The 14,134-nt window shown below is 67.2% G+C and carries 11 protein-coding genes; 8 read left to right on the top strand and 3 right to left on the bottom strand.

What is annotated here, in order from left to right; genetic code table 11:
• Positions 1 to 77: 77 nt before the first annotated feature.
• Genes ACYVI5_RS14855 through ACYVI5_RS14845 form a run of 3 tightly spaced genes read left to right on the top strand, consistent with a single transcriptional unit; the run spans position 78 to position 3,651 of the window.
• The gene (locus tag ACYVI5_RS14855) at positions 78 to 923 is read left to right on the top strand and encodes a carbohydrate ABC transporter permease (RefSeq protein ID WP_460580890.1); all 846 of its coding nucleotides are present in this window, start codon (positions 78 to 80) and stop codon (positions 921 to 923) included.
• Positions 920 to 1,825 carry a carbohydrate ABC transporter permease gene (locus tag ACYVI5_RS14850; protein WP_460580889.1) on the top strand — a complete coding sequence of 302 codons (906 nt, stop codon included), beginning with the start codon at positions 920 to 922 and terminating at the stop codon, positions 1,823 to 1,825. The genes ACYVI5_RS14855 and ACYVI5_RS14850 overlap by 4 nt, the downstream gene beginning before the upstream one ends.
• On the top strand, positions 1,822 to 3,651 hold the full coding sequence (locus ACYVI5_RS14845) for a hypothetical protein (RefSeq protein WP_460580888.1): 1,830 nt from the start codon (positions 1,822 to 1,824) through the stop codon (positions 3,649 to 3,651). The genes ACYVI5_RS14850 and ACYVI5_RS14845 overlap by 4 nt, the downstream gene beginning before the upstream one ends.
• A gap of 52 nt (positions 3,652 to 3,703) precedes the next feature.
• Here ACYVI5_RS14845 and ACYVI5_RS14840 read toward each other — a convergent pair whose 3' ends face one another.
• Complete coding sequence (locus tag ACYVI5_RS14840) at positions 3,704 to 4,444, bottom strand: GntR family transcriptional regulator (protein ID WP_460580887.1); 741 nt, start codon at positions 4,442 to 4,444, stop codon at positions 3,704 to 3,706.
• Positions 4,445 to 4,664: 220 nt separating this feature from the next.
• Between ACYVI5_RS14840 and ACYVI5_RS14835 the strand changes: the two genes are divergently transcribed.
• From ACYVI5_RS14835 to ACYVI5_RS14820, 4 genes are read left to right on the top strand one after another with little or no spacing between them, the layout of a single operon-like run.
• Positions 4,665 to 6,605, top strand: coding sequence for a right-handed parallel beta-helix repeat-containing protein (locus tag ACYVI5_RS14835; RefSeq protein WP_460580886.1), 1,941 nt, complete (start codon positions 4,665 to 4,667; stop codon positions 6,603 to 6,605).
• Entirely contained in the window at positions 6,602 to 7,447 is an 846-nt protein-coding gene (locus ACYVI5_RS14830; protein ID WP_460580885.1) for an amidohydrolase family protein, read from the top strand. The genes ACYVI5_RS14835 and ACYVI5_RS14830 overlap by 4 nt, the downstream gene beginning before the upstream one ends.
• A 41-nt stretch (positions 7,448 to 7,488) precedes the next feature.
• Entirely contained in the window at positions 7,489 to 8,454 is a 966-nt protein-coding gene (locus ACYVI5_RS14825) for an acetylxylan esterase (protein WP_460580884.1), read from the top strand.
• A complete protein-coding gene (locus ACYVI5_RS14820; protein ID WP_460580883.1) occupies positions 8,447 to 10,753 on the top strand; it encodes an FAD-dependent oxidoreductase in 2,307 nt (768 codons plus the stop codon). Before ACYVI5_RS14825 ends, ACYVI5_RS14820 begins: the two co-directional genes overlap by 8 nt.
• A gap of 19 nt (positions 10,754 to 10,772) precedes the next feature.
• Here ACYVI5_RS14820 and ACYVI5_RS14815 read toward each other — a convergent pair whose 3' ends face one another.
• A complete protein-coding gene (locus tag ACYVI5_RS14815; RefSeq protein ID WP_460537734.1) occupies positions 10,773 to 11,111 on the bottom strand; it encodes an ArsR/SmtB family transcription factor in 339 nt (112 codons plus the stop codon).
• A 54-nt stretch (positions 11,112 to 11,165) separates the two neighbouring features.
• On the opposite strand from ACYVI5_RS14815, the gene ACYVI5_RS14810 reads away from it, so the two are divergent.
• Positions 11,166 to 12,449: an MFS transporter gene (locus tag ACYVI5_RS14810; protein WP_460580882.1), complete on the top strand. Its 1,284-nt coding sequence runs from the start codon at positions 11,166 to 11,168 to the stop codon at positions 12,447 to 12,449.
• On the opposite strand, the gene ACYVI5_RS14805 is transcribed toward ACYVI5_RS14810, so the two are convergent.
• Positions 12,436 to 14,022 (bottom strand): MFS transporter, encoded by a 1,587-nt coding sequence (locus tag ACYVI5_RS14805; RefSeq protein WP_460580881.1) that lies wholly within the window; start codon positions 14,020 to 14,022, stop codon positions 12,436 to 12,438. The genes ACYVI5_RS14810 and ACYVI5_RS14805 overlap by 14 nt on opposite strands.
• Between the last annotated feature and the right edge of the window lie 112 nt (positions 14,023 to 14,134).

Raw genomic sequence — 14,134 nt, 5'->3', positions numbered from 1 at the left:
CCCGGACCAGCTCCGGGGAGAGCGCTGCGGCGCGCAAACGCAACAGAAGGCTCAGGGACACGGCGATATCGCTGGGCATGGCGGGCCCCGCGGTGCTGCTCTACTCCGTGCTCATGGTCGTTCCGGTGATCGTGGCCATCTACCTGAGCTTCACCGACTGGGACGGCTTCTCCGAGGCGAACTTCCTGGGCATCCAGAACTACCTGCACCTCTTCCAAGACCCGAACACGACGCACTCGATGTGGGTGACGGGTCTCATCGTCGTCTTCGGCTCGGCGTTCGAGATCGGGCTCGGCCTGGCATACGCCCTCGCGCTGCGCCAGAAGTCCCGCACCAACTCGGTGTTCCGGGCTCTGACCTACTACCCGCATGTGATCAGCGCGCTGATCCTCGGGTTCCTGTGGAACGCCATCCTCGGCACCAAGGGTGCGCTCAACACCCTGCTCGCGCCGTTCGGCATCGGACCGGTCGGGTTCCTCTTCGAGCAGAATCTCGCCCTGATCTCGCTCATCGCCGTCATCGTCTGGGCCGGGTTCGGCTTCAACGTGGTGCTCTTCGTCGCCGCGCTGCAGACCGTGCCGCTCGAACTCATCGAGGCAGCGGAGATCGACGGGGCAAGCCGCTGGAAGATCAACCGGCACATCGTCATCCCGATGATCGCCCCGGTGGTCACGGTGGCATTGATACTCAATCTGATAGGACTGCTGCGCGCCTACGACATCGTCGTCAGCCTCACCGGCGGAGGACCGGCAGGAGCGACCTCGACCTACGCGTATGTGATCCTCGTGCAGTCCTTCGGGGGCACGAAGATCGGCTACGCCAACGCGCAAGCGGTCTTCCTGATGATCGTCTCAGCGGCGCTCGCGCTGCTCGTGACGGCGCTGCGCAATCGCAGCGACCGAGCGGCAGGAGGGGATGCATGACCACCGAGATGCTGACCGCAGAGGCGATGGCAGCCGAGGCGAACCAGATGCCGCGGCAGCGCCTGCACGCGCGGAAGCGGCCCAATGTCGTGCGCATCATCATGCTCGCGCTGTTGGTACCCCTCATGGGCGGGCCGGCGTACATCCTGGTGATCAACGCGTTCAAGACGCAGCAGGACATCCAATCGCAGCCGTTCGGCATCCCGTTCGACAGGCTGACGCTGCAGCCGCTGATCGCGGCCATCACGAGCCCCGAGTACAACGTGGTGGCCGCGTACGGCTTCACGGCCTCGATCGTGATCGTGGTCGACCTCATCTGCATCGCCCTAGCCGGGCCTGCGGCGTACGTCATCGCTCGCAGCACGAGCCGCAAGACCCGCCTGCTGTTGCTGTACTTCCTGGCCGGCACGTTCATCCCTGGCGCGGCGATGGTCATCCCGGCCATCTATGTGCTGCGCACGCTCGGACTCGTGAACAGCTTCGCGGGTCTGGTGCTCTACGACTCGGCGACCACTCTTCCGGTGAGCATCTTCCTCATGGTCGGCTACATCTCGACAGTGCCGAGAGACATCGACCAGGCGGCCTCCATCGATGGGGCCGGGCGGCTCCGCACGTTCTGGACGATCATCTTCCCGCTGCTGCGGCCCGCAGTCGTGACGATCCTCATCCTCAACTCGATCGGCCTTTGGAACGACTTCGTCAGCCCGCAGATCCTGCTCGGGCCGTCCTCCAACCAGTACACCGTCACGACCGCGATCTACACCGGCATCAGCCAGTACACGACCGACCTCACCAAGGTGTTCCCGAACCTCCTGCTGGCGATCGCGCCGGTGATCATCTTCTTCATCTACATGCAGCGGCACATCATCAGCGGGCTCACGGTCGGGGCGACGAAGGGATGACCGCACCCGAGTGGGCGCTGCTGCAGCTGAGCCTGCGGGAGCGGCTCGAGGCGGCGTGGCGGGAATTCGCGGCGAAGTACGTCGCTCCTGACGGGCGACTGAAGCCGGGCGGACGACCGATCGGCAGAGACGGCGCCGATGACTTTCTCGAGGCGATCTTCAACTGGCCGACCTTGTACCTGGTCGGCGGCAGCCCTGAGCTTCTCGAGTGCAGTCTGCGCGTGTGGCGTGGAGTGACGACTCAACTGGAGGAGCTCGGCCTCTTCAGCGACGGCTTCGAGATCGGCTACGACTGGTTCCACATCGGCGAGGGGCTGGAGCTGTTCTACGGGCTGTGTGCAGCGGCGCCGCAGAACGCGGAGTTGCGGGATGCCGTCATCCGATTCGCGTCCCTCTACCTGCCCGACTCGCCCGCGAGGAACTATGACGACACGCTCAACCTGATCAGGGCTCCGCACAACGGCGCGGGTGGTCCTCGGACAGGGCTCGAGGATGAACTGCCCCGCTTCGGCACGGAGCGCGTCGAGTTGCGAACGTACGGGCTTCCCGTGCGAGGGCTGCCCGGCATCGACACCTGGGACGACCTCGACGAGCCGGGCAACGCAGATCGCATGGCCGAGGCGATGCAGCGCCGCTTCGGAGCGGGCGACGTGGCCGTCAACCTCAACGTGGTGTCGCTCGTCACTCTTGCGTGGCTCCTCACGGGGGAGACACGCTGGCGCGATTGGATCGAGACGTACGTCACCGGGTGGGTCGAGCGGGCGCGCGACAACGGAGGACTGCTGCCCGACAACGTGGGAACCGATGGGACGGTCGGCGGTGACCCAGTGGGATCGTGGTTCGGTGGCCTCTACGGCTGGACGTGGCCGCACGGCATCCACAGCCTGCTCCCCGCCGCACTCAACGCGGGGGCCGGCCTGCTCACCGTGAGCGGCGACGAGAAGGCGCTCGATCTGACCTCCGAGATCCTCGAAGCCATTCGGGCGCGAGCCGTGCGGGATGTTCCCGCCGGCCGCGAGATGACCATGAAGCGTCGCTGGAGCACGCACTTCGCAGACGAGTTCGGGACCGAGCTCGAGCTGTGGCCCACGCGGCTCTCGCCCGACGGATGGTTCGACCACCAGCCGCCACAGGTCGCGTTCCCGGTCTGGCTGTGGTGGCACGGCAGGCGCCAGAGCGACCGAAAGCGACTTGAGGTGCTCCGAGCGGCTGGAGGCTGGGACTGGACGCGCGTGCGCCCGTTCCGCGACAAGGAAGAGGCTGGCCACGAGGATGCGTGGTTCGCTGCACTCGAAGACGGCGACGTCGAGCGATTCGCGGCCTCGTTCCTCGCCGTGGCGCACCGGCAGGTGGACGAACGGCTGGAGGCACTACGCGCCGACGACATCGGCTCGGGATTCGACCAGGACCGGTGGCAGCGTGTGAACCCGGTGGTCACCGAGGCGCTCACGATGACTGCTCTCGGCGCGCCGCAGGCGCTCTACAACGGCGGACTGCAGCACTCGTTCGTGCGGTATCTCGACCCGGAGACCGGGCGACCAGGGCTCCCGGCGCAGGTAGCGGCGCTGGTGGAGTCCATAGAGCCGGAACGGGCAGCTGTGCAGCTGGTCAGCATGCGCGACACTCCGGTCGAGCTCGCTCTGCAGGCCGGCGGCTTCGGTGAGCACCTGATCGAGCACGCCGTACTGCAGAACCTGGGAACAGGGACGGAAGCCCCGCTGCGACCCGACGGCCCTTCACGGGTCACGGTGAGCCTGGGAGCGGGCGAACATGTGCGCATCGGCCTGCGTCTGCGGTTCAACGCCGGGCAGGCGAGGCTCCGCTGAGGCGATGCTCGCGTGGCCGGCCCGTTTCTACGAGCTCGATGCGCAGCGCCGGTTACGGGCTCTGCAGCGAGGCGTGCCTGGCGAATGCTTCGGCTGCGGCATCCGCGGCGTCGGCATGCAGCAGGCCGAGAAGCTGGGCGTGGTCGTCGGCGATCTTGCTCCAGTCGCCCCCGAACAACGGGTCGCCCACGGCACGAGACGACCGCAGGGCCGGCTCGATGACGTCCCAGCACTTCACGATCAGCGGATTGCCGCTCGCGATGCAGACGTGGCGGTGGAACGAGAAATCGAGCACGCGGAACGCCGCGACGTCTTCGAGTGCCGCCGCCTCTCGCATCCGCTCGACGATGGACTCGAGCTCGGTGCGCGTCACGTCATCGATCTCGGACGCGGCGAGCCTCGCCGAGGTGCGCTCGATCATGGTGCGTGCTGCGACCGCGTGCTCGAGGTCTTCCTCGAGCGCGACGGTCACGAAGTGGCCCCGGCGCGGAACGTGCGTCAACACTCCCTCGTACGCGAGCCGCTTGACGGCATCGCGGACGGGCGCCTGGCTGATGCCGAGTCGCTGGGAGAGCTCGAGCTCGACCACCCGGTCGCCCGGCTTCAGCGCCTGCTCCATGACGAGTCGGCGAACCAGGTCGTACACCTGGTCGGAGAGGAGGTCGCGTCCGAGGTTGCCTCGCTCGGCCTCCAGGCTGCGCCTGAGCGCCGCCCGCGAGTCGGCGGGATTCTGTGCCGGGCCCTCGTCGGGAGCGGCGTTGGTCTCAGGCTGTGAAGCCGAAGTGTTCGACACGGGCATGAGTCTATCTATCGATAATCCAGTAATTCGTGGTTGACGGGACCTCGACGGTCGCGCTAGCTTCATCGATTATAACCTATCGATAGGAGCAAGGATGCTTGCTATCCGCCCACGGAAAAATTCACCTCGGCTCGTCAGGCGCGCCGGCGTTAGCCGATCGCGTACGCACGACGTCGGCCTGTACCGACGCGTGCTGACACTCGGCTTCGTCGCCATGGCGGCCACTGCGCTTGCTGTGCCCGCATCGGCGGCAGCGGTGACGCCTCAAGGAACCACCTATTACGTCTCTACGCACGGTGACGATCACGCGAACGGCCGCTCACCAGGCGCAGCGTTCGCGACGATCCAGCAATGCGCTGATGTCATGATCGCCGGCGACACCTGCGTTATCGCAGGCGGCACGTATCACGAGACCGTCACACCGAAATCATCCGGAACTGCTGACGCGCCGATCAAATATGAGGCCGAGCAGGGCGCAACGGTCACGGTGTCCGGCGCCGATGTCGTGCACGGCTGGCACAGGGTTCGCGCCGGCGACGTTGCAGAGCTGGCTCAGTCGGATCCGTTCGTCGTCGGCTCCGCGTTCAGCCAGGCGGTCGATGCCGGCGACGTGTACAGAATGCTCATCGATCTCGGCGACGACGTGAGCCCGGTCCAGGTGTTCACCGACGGCCAGATGGACGTCGAGGCGCAGTGGCCATACCCCGGAACGGACCCGATCCATCCGCTGACGATCGAGAGAGCGGCGACGGGGAGTGCCGGTGCCACGCTCGTCGATCCGGCCCTGACGCAGCCGGCGGGCTACTGGACCGGTGCTCGGGTGCTGACGAGCTACTGGTACGCAACGGAGACGGGGACCGTCGTCGACTCGGCTCCTGGTTCGCTGACGCTGAATGCCGCGCCGCCCTGCGTGCACACGATCAAGCCGGCTCAAACCCGGTACACGCTCGCCGGTCAGATCGCTGAGCTGTCACACGATGGCGAGTGGTACTACGACGCATCCGCCAGGCAGCTGTACCTGGTCAGCCAGGATCAGCCCGACAGTCATCGCATCGAGACGAAGCAGCGCCAACTCGGCTTCGACCTCACGCAGGTGAGCCACACGACGATCAGCGGCATCCATCTCTTCAGCACGTCGATCGCCACCGGAGACAACAGCACGGGGATCGTGCTCGACGGGATCGTGGGAACGTACCTGTCCCAGTACACCGACATCACGGAGGGCGCGACCAACTGCGGCACAACGGTGAACCGCGGGATCACCGACAGCGGCATCGTCATCAAGGGCACAGGGAACACGGTGCGCAACAGCACGCTCTCACTCAGCGCGGGCAACGGCATCGCGCTGCTGGGGAGCGGCAACACCGCAACGGGGAACGTGATCACCGACGTCGACTACGCGGGCACCTATGCCGCCGGTATCGCCGTGCAGGGCAATGGACAGACTGTCATGCACAACACGATCTCGAGAGTGGGCCGCAGCGGCATCAACCTGCAGTGGACGCTGCCTGGCGGTGCTGCCGGCGCACCCGACCGCATCGCTTATAACGACATCTCGCAGTACGGCAACCTCAACCTCGACACCGCGGCGATCTATGCCTGCTGCAGTTCGTCGATGGCTGGCACATCGGTCGACCACAACCTGCTCCACGATGCGACGCCCGCGATCGGCACCACCGAGAAGTTCGCCATGGCGGGCGTCTATGCCGACAACGGACAGAGCGATCTCGTGATCGCGAACAACGTGGGCTGGAACAACCCGACACAGACGGTCATGCTGAACGGGCTGGGAACCGGAACGCACGACGTCGGCGTCTACAACAACACCGGTGGCGTCTACATGATGTATGTCAAGGGTCCGGGGGAGTCGACGGGCACCGTTGTCGAGAACAACATCGGACCGATGGTCGGCACGACCGACGCGACGAACGGCGGAATGGTGTTGAGGAACAACATGGGCTCCGACGTCGATCCGCTGTTCACCGACCCGGCGCACAACGACTACACGCTTCAGGCCGGCTCGCCCGCGCGCAATGCGGCCATTCCGCTGCCGGGCATCAACGACGGATCGACGGACCCGATCCCCAGCCTGGGTGCCTACCAGTACGGTGCTCCGCGCTGGACGGCGGGGGCGGAACGCGACTCGTCACGATGAGGGTCGACGCGCACGTTCACGTGTGGGCCGGAGGGCCCACGGCAAGTGACGTGCGTGAAGGAACGGGGGTGCTCGACCGTAGGGACACGGTCGAGCGCCTCCGGCCGCTTGCGGCGACCGCCGGAATCGACGCGGCAGTGGCCGTGCAGACGGTGGGCAGCGAGGCCGAGACCGAGCGGCTCCTCGCACTCGCCGCCGGCGAACCCTTCATCGGCGGTGTGGTGGGCTGGGTCGACCTGGCGGCTGCGGATGTCGCGACCCGACTGGACCGCCTACGTGCGGGAGCGGGAGGCGAACGATTGGTGGGCATCCGCACCATGCTTCCGGCCACCAATGCGGCCGTGCCCGAGCCGGCCCTTCGCCGCGGAATGCGTGCCCTCGCCGACTGCGGCCTCACGCTGGACCTGCTGCTCTCGCCCGAGGGTCTGCCCCGTGTGCGTGCCGTCGCCGACGCCATGCCGGAGCTCCGCATCGTCGTGGACCACCTCGCCAAACCGTCGTTGAACCAGGACGAGCTGCAGCACTGGGAGCGCGGAATACGGGTGCTCGCGGAGCGCCGGAACATCGCGGTCAAGCTATCCGGGCTTCTCACGCAGTTGGGGCCGACGCTGGGGACCGATGCGTTGATGCATCCGGTCTCCGTCGCTCTCGACGCATTCGGTGGACAACGCGCGATGATCGGATCGGATTGGCCGCTCTGCGAGCCGTTCGGCGGGTACGAGCGTGCGATCACCGCCATGGAGCGGCTCGCTGCCGAGTGCGGGGCGGATGCCGGGCTCGTGAGCGGCGGAACCGCGGCGGCCTGGTATGGGCTCGCGGTTCGCGCCCAGGGTGAGTCGTGAGGCCGGGGACGAGACGGACGGGCGCGATGCTCGCACCGCCGATGAGGGAACAGTACGGCTTCGATCCCACGCACGGCTTGGACCTCGATGCGCTGCTGGAGATACGAGCGCCCGAGCACGAGCCGCCCGATCTCGATCTGTTCTGGGCGGGACTCGTTCATGAGGCAGCCGAGCTCGACCCTCAGCTCGAGGTCGGCGAATGGCGGCCGCTCGAGAGCGAGCCGCAGGTGCAGGTAGCCGACGTGCGCTACCGCAGCCTGGACGGCATCCGGATCGGAGGCTGGCTGACGCGACCGAACGGCGCGGTCACACGGGGGCTGGTCGTCGGACACGGCTACGGCGGTCGCGACGCTCCGGATGCGGCGATCGTTCCGAATGACACGGTCGCACTGTTCCCGGTCGCGCGGGGACTTCCTTCCCGAAGCCAGGTGGAGGGCGTCGGCGGTGACACCGGTCTGCATCACGTGTTGTGGGGCATCCGCTCGCCGCGCGGCTACAGCCACGTGGGATCCGTTGCCGACACCTGGATCGCGGCAGGACTCCTGCGCACCCTGTTCCCGCACCTGGGCCGTGTCGACTACCTCGGGTCGAGCTTCGGCGGCGGCATCGGCGCCCTGGCCATGGGGTTCGGGGACTGCTTCGACGCCGGCGTGCTCGAGGTGCCGAGCTTCGGCCACCATGCGTGGCGGGTTTCCGTGCCGAGCACGGGGTCCGCTCACCTCGTCGCGGAGCACGTGCTCGATCACCCGGAGGCGATGCACACGCTGAGCTATGTGGACGCCGCCTGCGCCGCTCGGCGGGTGCAGGTACCCGTGCTCGTGCTGCCTGCGCTCGCAGACCCGTCGGTTCCCTCTCCCGGTCAGTTCGCGATCGCGAACTCGCTCGGCGGGCCCACCTGGATGCACGTGCTCGCGCACGGCCACTGCGCGGGCGGCGACGGATGCGACGACGCGAGTCGCGGCGACATGATCAGCGTGTTTCTGGAGGGCCTTCCGAGCCATGCGTGAACAGACACTGGAGAACGACCTCACCGTGGTCGGCGGTGGTCTCGCCGGAGTGTGTGCGGCGATCGCGGCGGCGCGCCTCGGCAAGCGCGTCGCGCTCGTCACGAATCGTCCGGTGCTCGGAGGCAACTCCTCGAGCGAGATCCGGGTGTGGGTGTGCGGCGCGACGGCCCACGGCATGCAGCGCTTCGCCCGGGAGACCGGCATCATGGGCGAGCTGTATGTGGAGAACCAGTACCGCAACCCCGAGGGAAACCCGGTGCACTGGGACGAGGTCGTATTCGATGCGGTGCGTGCCGAGCCGAACATCCAGCTGTTCCTGAACACCGACGTGCACGTGGTGCACGCGACGGGTCCGGATGCGGATCGTGTGATCGATCATGTCCGCGGTTGGACCATGGGTTCCGAGCTCTGGACCACCTTCCGCAGCACGTTCTATGTGGATGCGACCGGCGACGGCCTCGTCGGCGCGCTCGCCGGCGCGCACTTCCGGGTCGGACGCGAGGGAAGGGACGAGTTCGGCGAGAGCTGGGCACCGTCGGAGCCGGACGGGCAGTTCCTCGGATCGACCATCCTTTTCTATACGAAGGACGCCGGGCACCCCGTCGACTTCGTGCCGCCGGCGTCGGCCAAGGACATCACGACGACGCCCATCCCCAAGGCGCGAATCATCCGCAGCGGAGACCGCGGCGCGCACTACTGGTGGATCGAATGGGGCGGCGAACTCGACATCGTCGCCGACAACGAGCGCATCCGTGACGAGCTGCGCTCGGTCATCTTCGGCATCTGGGACCACATCAAGAACTCCGGAGAGTTCGATGCAGAAAACCTCGATCTCGAGTGGGTGGGCGCGCTGCCGGGCAAGAGGGAGTACCGCAGATTCGTCGGCGACCACACGCTCACGCAGAACGACATCCTCGACCAGACCGAGTTTCCGGATGCCGTTGCCTTCGGAGGCTGGTCGATCGACCTCCACCCCGTCGAGGGCATGTACGCCACGACGGCCGGTGCGCACCAGCGGTTCCCTCGCGGGGTCTACGGCATCCCGCTGCGCAGCTACTACTCCGCGAACGTGCGCAATCTCTTCGTGGCCGGGCGCGACATCTCCGCCACGCACGTCGCGTTCGGATCGTCCCGCGTGATGGCGACGTGCGCGGTCGGCGGGGAGGCGGTGGGCACCGCGGCGTCGCTGGCGATCGATCTCGGTGTGTCCCCGCGTGAGCTGGCGACAGAAAGTGCGGAGCGATTGCGACAGCTGCTGCTTGCACAGGATGCCTCGGTGATGGGAGTGCGCAACGACGATCCGCTGGACCTGGCCCGCCGTGCCCGGGTGAGCGCATCCAGTGAGCTTCGCTCGTTCGATCCACGCTCTTGGAGCGCGGAAGATCCTGCCGGTCGGGAGCAGCTCGAGTGCGCGGACGACGTCGAGACCGGCGACGAGCTGTTCCCCTTGGAACGTGACCTCGGCATCCTCATCCCGGTCGACCCGGAGTTGCGGCTGGTGCGCGTACTCGTGCGCACCGAGCGCGACACGACGCTTCACGTGTCGCTGTACACGACCGGTGCGCGGCAGAATGCTGTTCCCGCGCATCGTCTCGGCGCTGTCTCGGTGGCGGTGGAGGCGGCTTCGTCGCCGCGGTGGATCGATCTCCCGCTCGAATGGATGCCTGGAGCGGCTGAGAACGTCGTCGTCGTGCTGCACGAGAACCGCGACGTGCACGTCGTGCTCACGGACCGCCCGGCTCCCGGAGTTCTGCTCCTCTCGCATCGGCCCGAGAACGACGGTGACGCGAACGTGGCGTTCGACGAGGCGGATCTGCTCGTGCAGTGGCCTGCGCACATCCTGCGCGGTCGCGGACTGCGATTTCGGGTGCATCCGGCCACCGAGGCGTTCTCGGCGAGCAAGGCGGTGGGCGGGTACCACAGGCCGTACGGCGGTCCGCAGCTGTGGGTGTCGGAGCCTCTCCGCTCAGGCTCGACTGAGTGGCTCGAGCTACGGTTCGACGAGCAGACGGCGGTCGGCGAGGTGCGGCTGGTGTTCGACGACGACGTGGATGTCGAGCTCAACACGCTGCATCATCATCGAACGCCGCACCGTGTCTTCCCGACTCTCGTGCGGGACTACAGTGTGGAGCTCCAGGTGGATGGCGAATGGCAGGTGGTCGCGACGATCACCGGCAATCGTCGCCGGCATCGGATCCACGCGCTGTCGGCGAGAACAGTCGCTCAGGCCGTGCGCGTGATGGTGACGGCGACGAACGGAGACCCGTCGGCACGGATCGTGAGCGTGCGAGTCTACTGACTCCGGAAGATCGAACGGCTCAGCGTCCCAGCACGGACTCGATGAGACCGGGGAACCGCTCGTCGAGCTCCGCCCTGCGGAGAAGGATGTCGTGCTGCCGCCCGTTCACGATCGTGCGGGTGAGCCCTGCCTCGCGTAGCGTCTTGAAGTGGTGCGACAGCGTGGACTTCTGCACGTCGAAGTCCCACAGCTGCACGGTCTTGGGGCGCGGCTCCCCGTCGGCGAGACGTCGCACGACTTCGAGGCGGATCGGGTCGGCGAGGGCGCGAAGCACATCGACCAGCTGAACGTCGGCCAGATCGGGAATCGGGTAGGCGACGGGATCGGACGGATCGGGTGCCCCGGCGTCTTCGCTCACGACTTCTCCGAAAATAGTTTGACGAACATCGAACTGGCGGACTACCTTGATGGTATGACCGTTATCGAACAATCGTACCGCGGTTCCACACTCAAGCTCCTACTGCTCGCCCTCGGCCTGTTCGCGGTGGGCACGAACGCCTTCGTGATCGCCGGCCTGCTGCCGCACATCGCGCATGAGCTCGACGCGAGTCAGGCATCCGTCAGCTACACGATCACGCTCTACGCGCTGGTCGTCGCCGTGGCTTCGCCGGCGGTTTCGATCGGGTTATCGCGGGTGCCGCGATGGCTGCTGATGGCATCCGGAGCACTGCTCTTCGCGATCGGCACAGTCGTCGCAGCGCTGAGCACCTCGCTGATGGAATTCGGCGTGGGCCGCGTGATCGCGGCGCTCGGCGGTGCGGCACTCGTGCCCACCGCGACTGCCGTGGCCGCGACGATCGTGCCGGCGGAACGACGCGGCCGGGCACTGGCCATCGTCGGCGCCGGGTTCATCGTCTCGATCGCCGTCGGATCTCCGCTGGGCACCGAGCTCGGCACGCTCTTCGGCTGGCGCATGCCCATGTGGTGCCTGGTCGTCATCGGCGTGCTGGTCACGGCCGCGATCGTGCCGATGTTCCGCGGTGTGCCGCATCCGGCACCTGTTTCGCTGCGCACGAGGCTGCGCCCGCTTGCGGATGCCCGTGTGCTCGCCACCCTCGGAGCCACGCTTTTCATCACCACCGGCTTCAACGTGGTGTACATCTTCTCGGCGGAGGCGACGTCGGCCGCGACGGGCGGATCCGGCACACTGCTGGCGGTGCTGCTGGCCGCCTATGGTGTGGCGGGCATCGTCGGCAACGCGTTCGCCGGCCGGATGACCGACCGTTTCGGCAGCCGCTCGAGCGCGACGGTGGCGATCACCGTACAGATCGTCGCCCTGCTGGCACTCGCGGCGCTCGCGTGGTCGTTCGCGGCATCCATCGTCGTGTTCGTCGTGTGGGGCGCCGTCGTGTCGGCGATGATCATCCCCGTGCAGCATCGGCTCGTGAGCATCGAGCCGGCGCACGCGCAGCAGACCATGGCTTGGTACTCGACAGCGATGTATCTCGGCATCTCCATCGCGCCGCCGCTCGGCAATGCCTCGCTCGCACTCGGCGGGCCGTGGCTGGTACCGATCACCGGCGCCGTGGTGAGCGCGATCGCGCTGACGTTGTTCCTGCTCGGTTTCCGCAACCGCGCCTCGTCGCTTCGCGTCGCAGTTTCGGTCGCCTCAGGGCGCGTGAAGCGACAGAAACTGCGACCTGAACGGGATGTGCCGGGCCTGGCGGCCGCTCCGGAAGCCCCTATTGAAGGCTGACCTTCTTCGGCAGCGCGAACACCAGCAGGAAGGCGGCGACGGCGAACACCGCGCTCGTCAGCATCGCGAGCGCGGCCCCGTTGCCGAATGCCGTTGCGAGCTGATGGTCGACGTACTGCTGGATCGCGTGCTTGACGGCATCCGCTCCGCCTGTCGCATGTTGCTGTGCGATCTCCGCGGCCTTCGCCTTGCTCGGCGCGAATGAGGCGGGCACCTGCGCGAAGAGAATGCTGCCGATCACGGCGATGCCGATCGCGGAGCCGATGCGCTGCATGGTCTGGATGACGCCTGCCGCAGCGCCGGCCTCCGCGTTGTCGACCGTGGCGACGATGAAACGTGCGTTCGGCGCGACGAACAGGCCGCTGCCGAAACCGGCGACGAACAGTGGCGGCAGCAGGTCCCAGTTCACGAGGTCTTGGGTGGGCTCCCGCCAGATGATCAACCACAGGGCGATGAGTCCGAGCGCGACGAGGCCGGTGCCGAGGCTCAGCACGTTGCGACCGAGCCGACGGGCGAACCGGTCGCTGAGAGGTGCCCCGATGATGCTTCCGATCGAGAACGGGAGCGAGACCAGGCCCGACTCGAGTGCGGTGTGCTGCAGTCCGGCCTGCCAGAGCAACGAGATCGTGAAGAAGATGCTGGTGAACGCCGCGAAGTAGACGAACGCGAGAAGCACACCGCCGGTGAACTGCGGATGCGAGAACAGGTGCGGCGGCACCAGCGGCTCCGTCTTCGTGGTGGCGACGTGTCGCTCCCAGAACGCGAACAGCACGAGCAGCACGGCGCCGCCGGCGAGGCTCAGCCACGTCCACAGTGGCCAGCCCTGATCCTCGCCCTCGATGAGCGGAACGAGCAGCGCGACGAGGCCGGCGATCGCGAGAAGCAGGCCGACGGCATCCGTCGAGAGCCGCTTGCCCTCCGCGCCGCCCGGTACGAACAGCACGGCGGCGATCACGGTGAGCACGCCGATGGGGGCATTCACGAAGAAGATGAAACGCCAGCCCTCCTTCTCGCCGAACGCTTCGATGAGCAGCCCACCGATGAGCGGTCCGAGCGCCGTCGAGATGCCGATCACGGCGCCCATCACCCCGAACGCCTTGCCGCGAACGAGCGGCGGGAACATCAGCTGGATGAGGGATGCCACGGCGGGCACGTAGATGCCGCCGCCGATGCCCTGCACCACCCTGGCGACCACGAGCTCCGTGCTCGACTGGGCGAGTCCGCACCACACGCTGGCCAGCGTGAAGACGCCCACTCCGACGATGAAGATCCACTTGTGGCCGAACCGGTCGCCGAAGCGTCCGGCGGGAATGAGCAGCAGGCCGAACGCCAGCGCGTAACCGGAGATCACCCACGACAGCGTCGCCTCGTCGGCGTTCAGGCTGGTTCGGATCGTCTGCAGCGCGACGTTCACGATGCTCGTATCGAGCAGCGCCATGAACATGCCGGCCAGCAGCACGACGAGCGCCCACCAGGCCCGCCGGTTCACCGTGCTCCCTGAGGGGTCAGGGGAGAGACTGAACGAGGATGCGCCGGTGCCGGATGCCCGATGCCGCGCGGTCCTGACGTTCACCGGACAAGTTGACCACGCCGAACGCCGATGTGCGCCGGCTCGCAGCCGCGGGACCCGTGTTCAAGTCGCGAAGTCGGTCGTTATGCGGCCCGATAACGACCGACTTCGCGAC

It is taken from the genome of Humibacter ginsengisoli (genome assembly GCF_054780095.1).
Note: the sequence above shows the minus strand (reverse complement) of the source record. Positions and strands in the feature narration are given on the sequence as shown.

Coding starts and splice junctions, on each gene's coding strand:
- ACYVI5_RS14825 (WP_460580884.1), top strand. CDS start 7,489: ATGAGGGAACAGTACGGCTTCGATCCCACGCACGGCTTGGACCTCGAT.
- ACYVI5_RS14845 (WP_460580888.1), top strand. CDS start 1,822: ATGACCGCACCCGAGTGGGCGCTGCTGCAGCTGAGCCTGCGGGAGCGG.
- ACYVI5_RS14855 (WP_460580890.1), top strand. CDS start 78: ATGGCGGGCCCCGCGGTGCTGCTCTACTCCGTGCTCATGGTCGTTCCG.
- ACYVI5_RS14810 (WP_460580882.1), top strand. CDS start 11,166: ATGACCGTTATCGAACAATCGTACCGCGGTTCCACACTCAAGCTCCTA.
- ACYVI5_RS14835 (WP_460580886.1), top strand. CDS start 4,665: ATGGCGGCCACTGCGCTTGCTGTGCCCGCATCGGCGGCAGCGGTGACG.
- ACYVI5_RS14850 (WP_460580889.1), top strand. CDS start 920: ATGACCACCGAGATGCTGACCGCAGAGGCGATGGCAGCCGAGGCGAAC.
- ACYVI5_RS14830 (WP_460580885.1), top strand. CDS start 6,602: ATGAGGGTCGACGCGCACGTTCACGTGTGGGCCGGAGGGCCCACGGCA.
- ACYVI5_RS14820 (WP_460580883.1), top strand. CDS start 8,447: ATGCGTGAACAGACACTGGAGAACGACCTCACCGTGGTCGGCGGTGGT.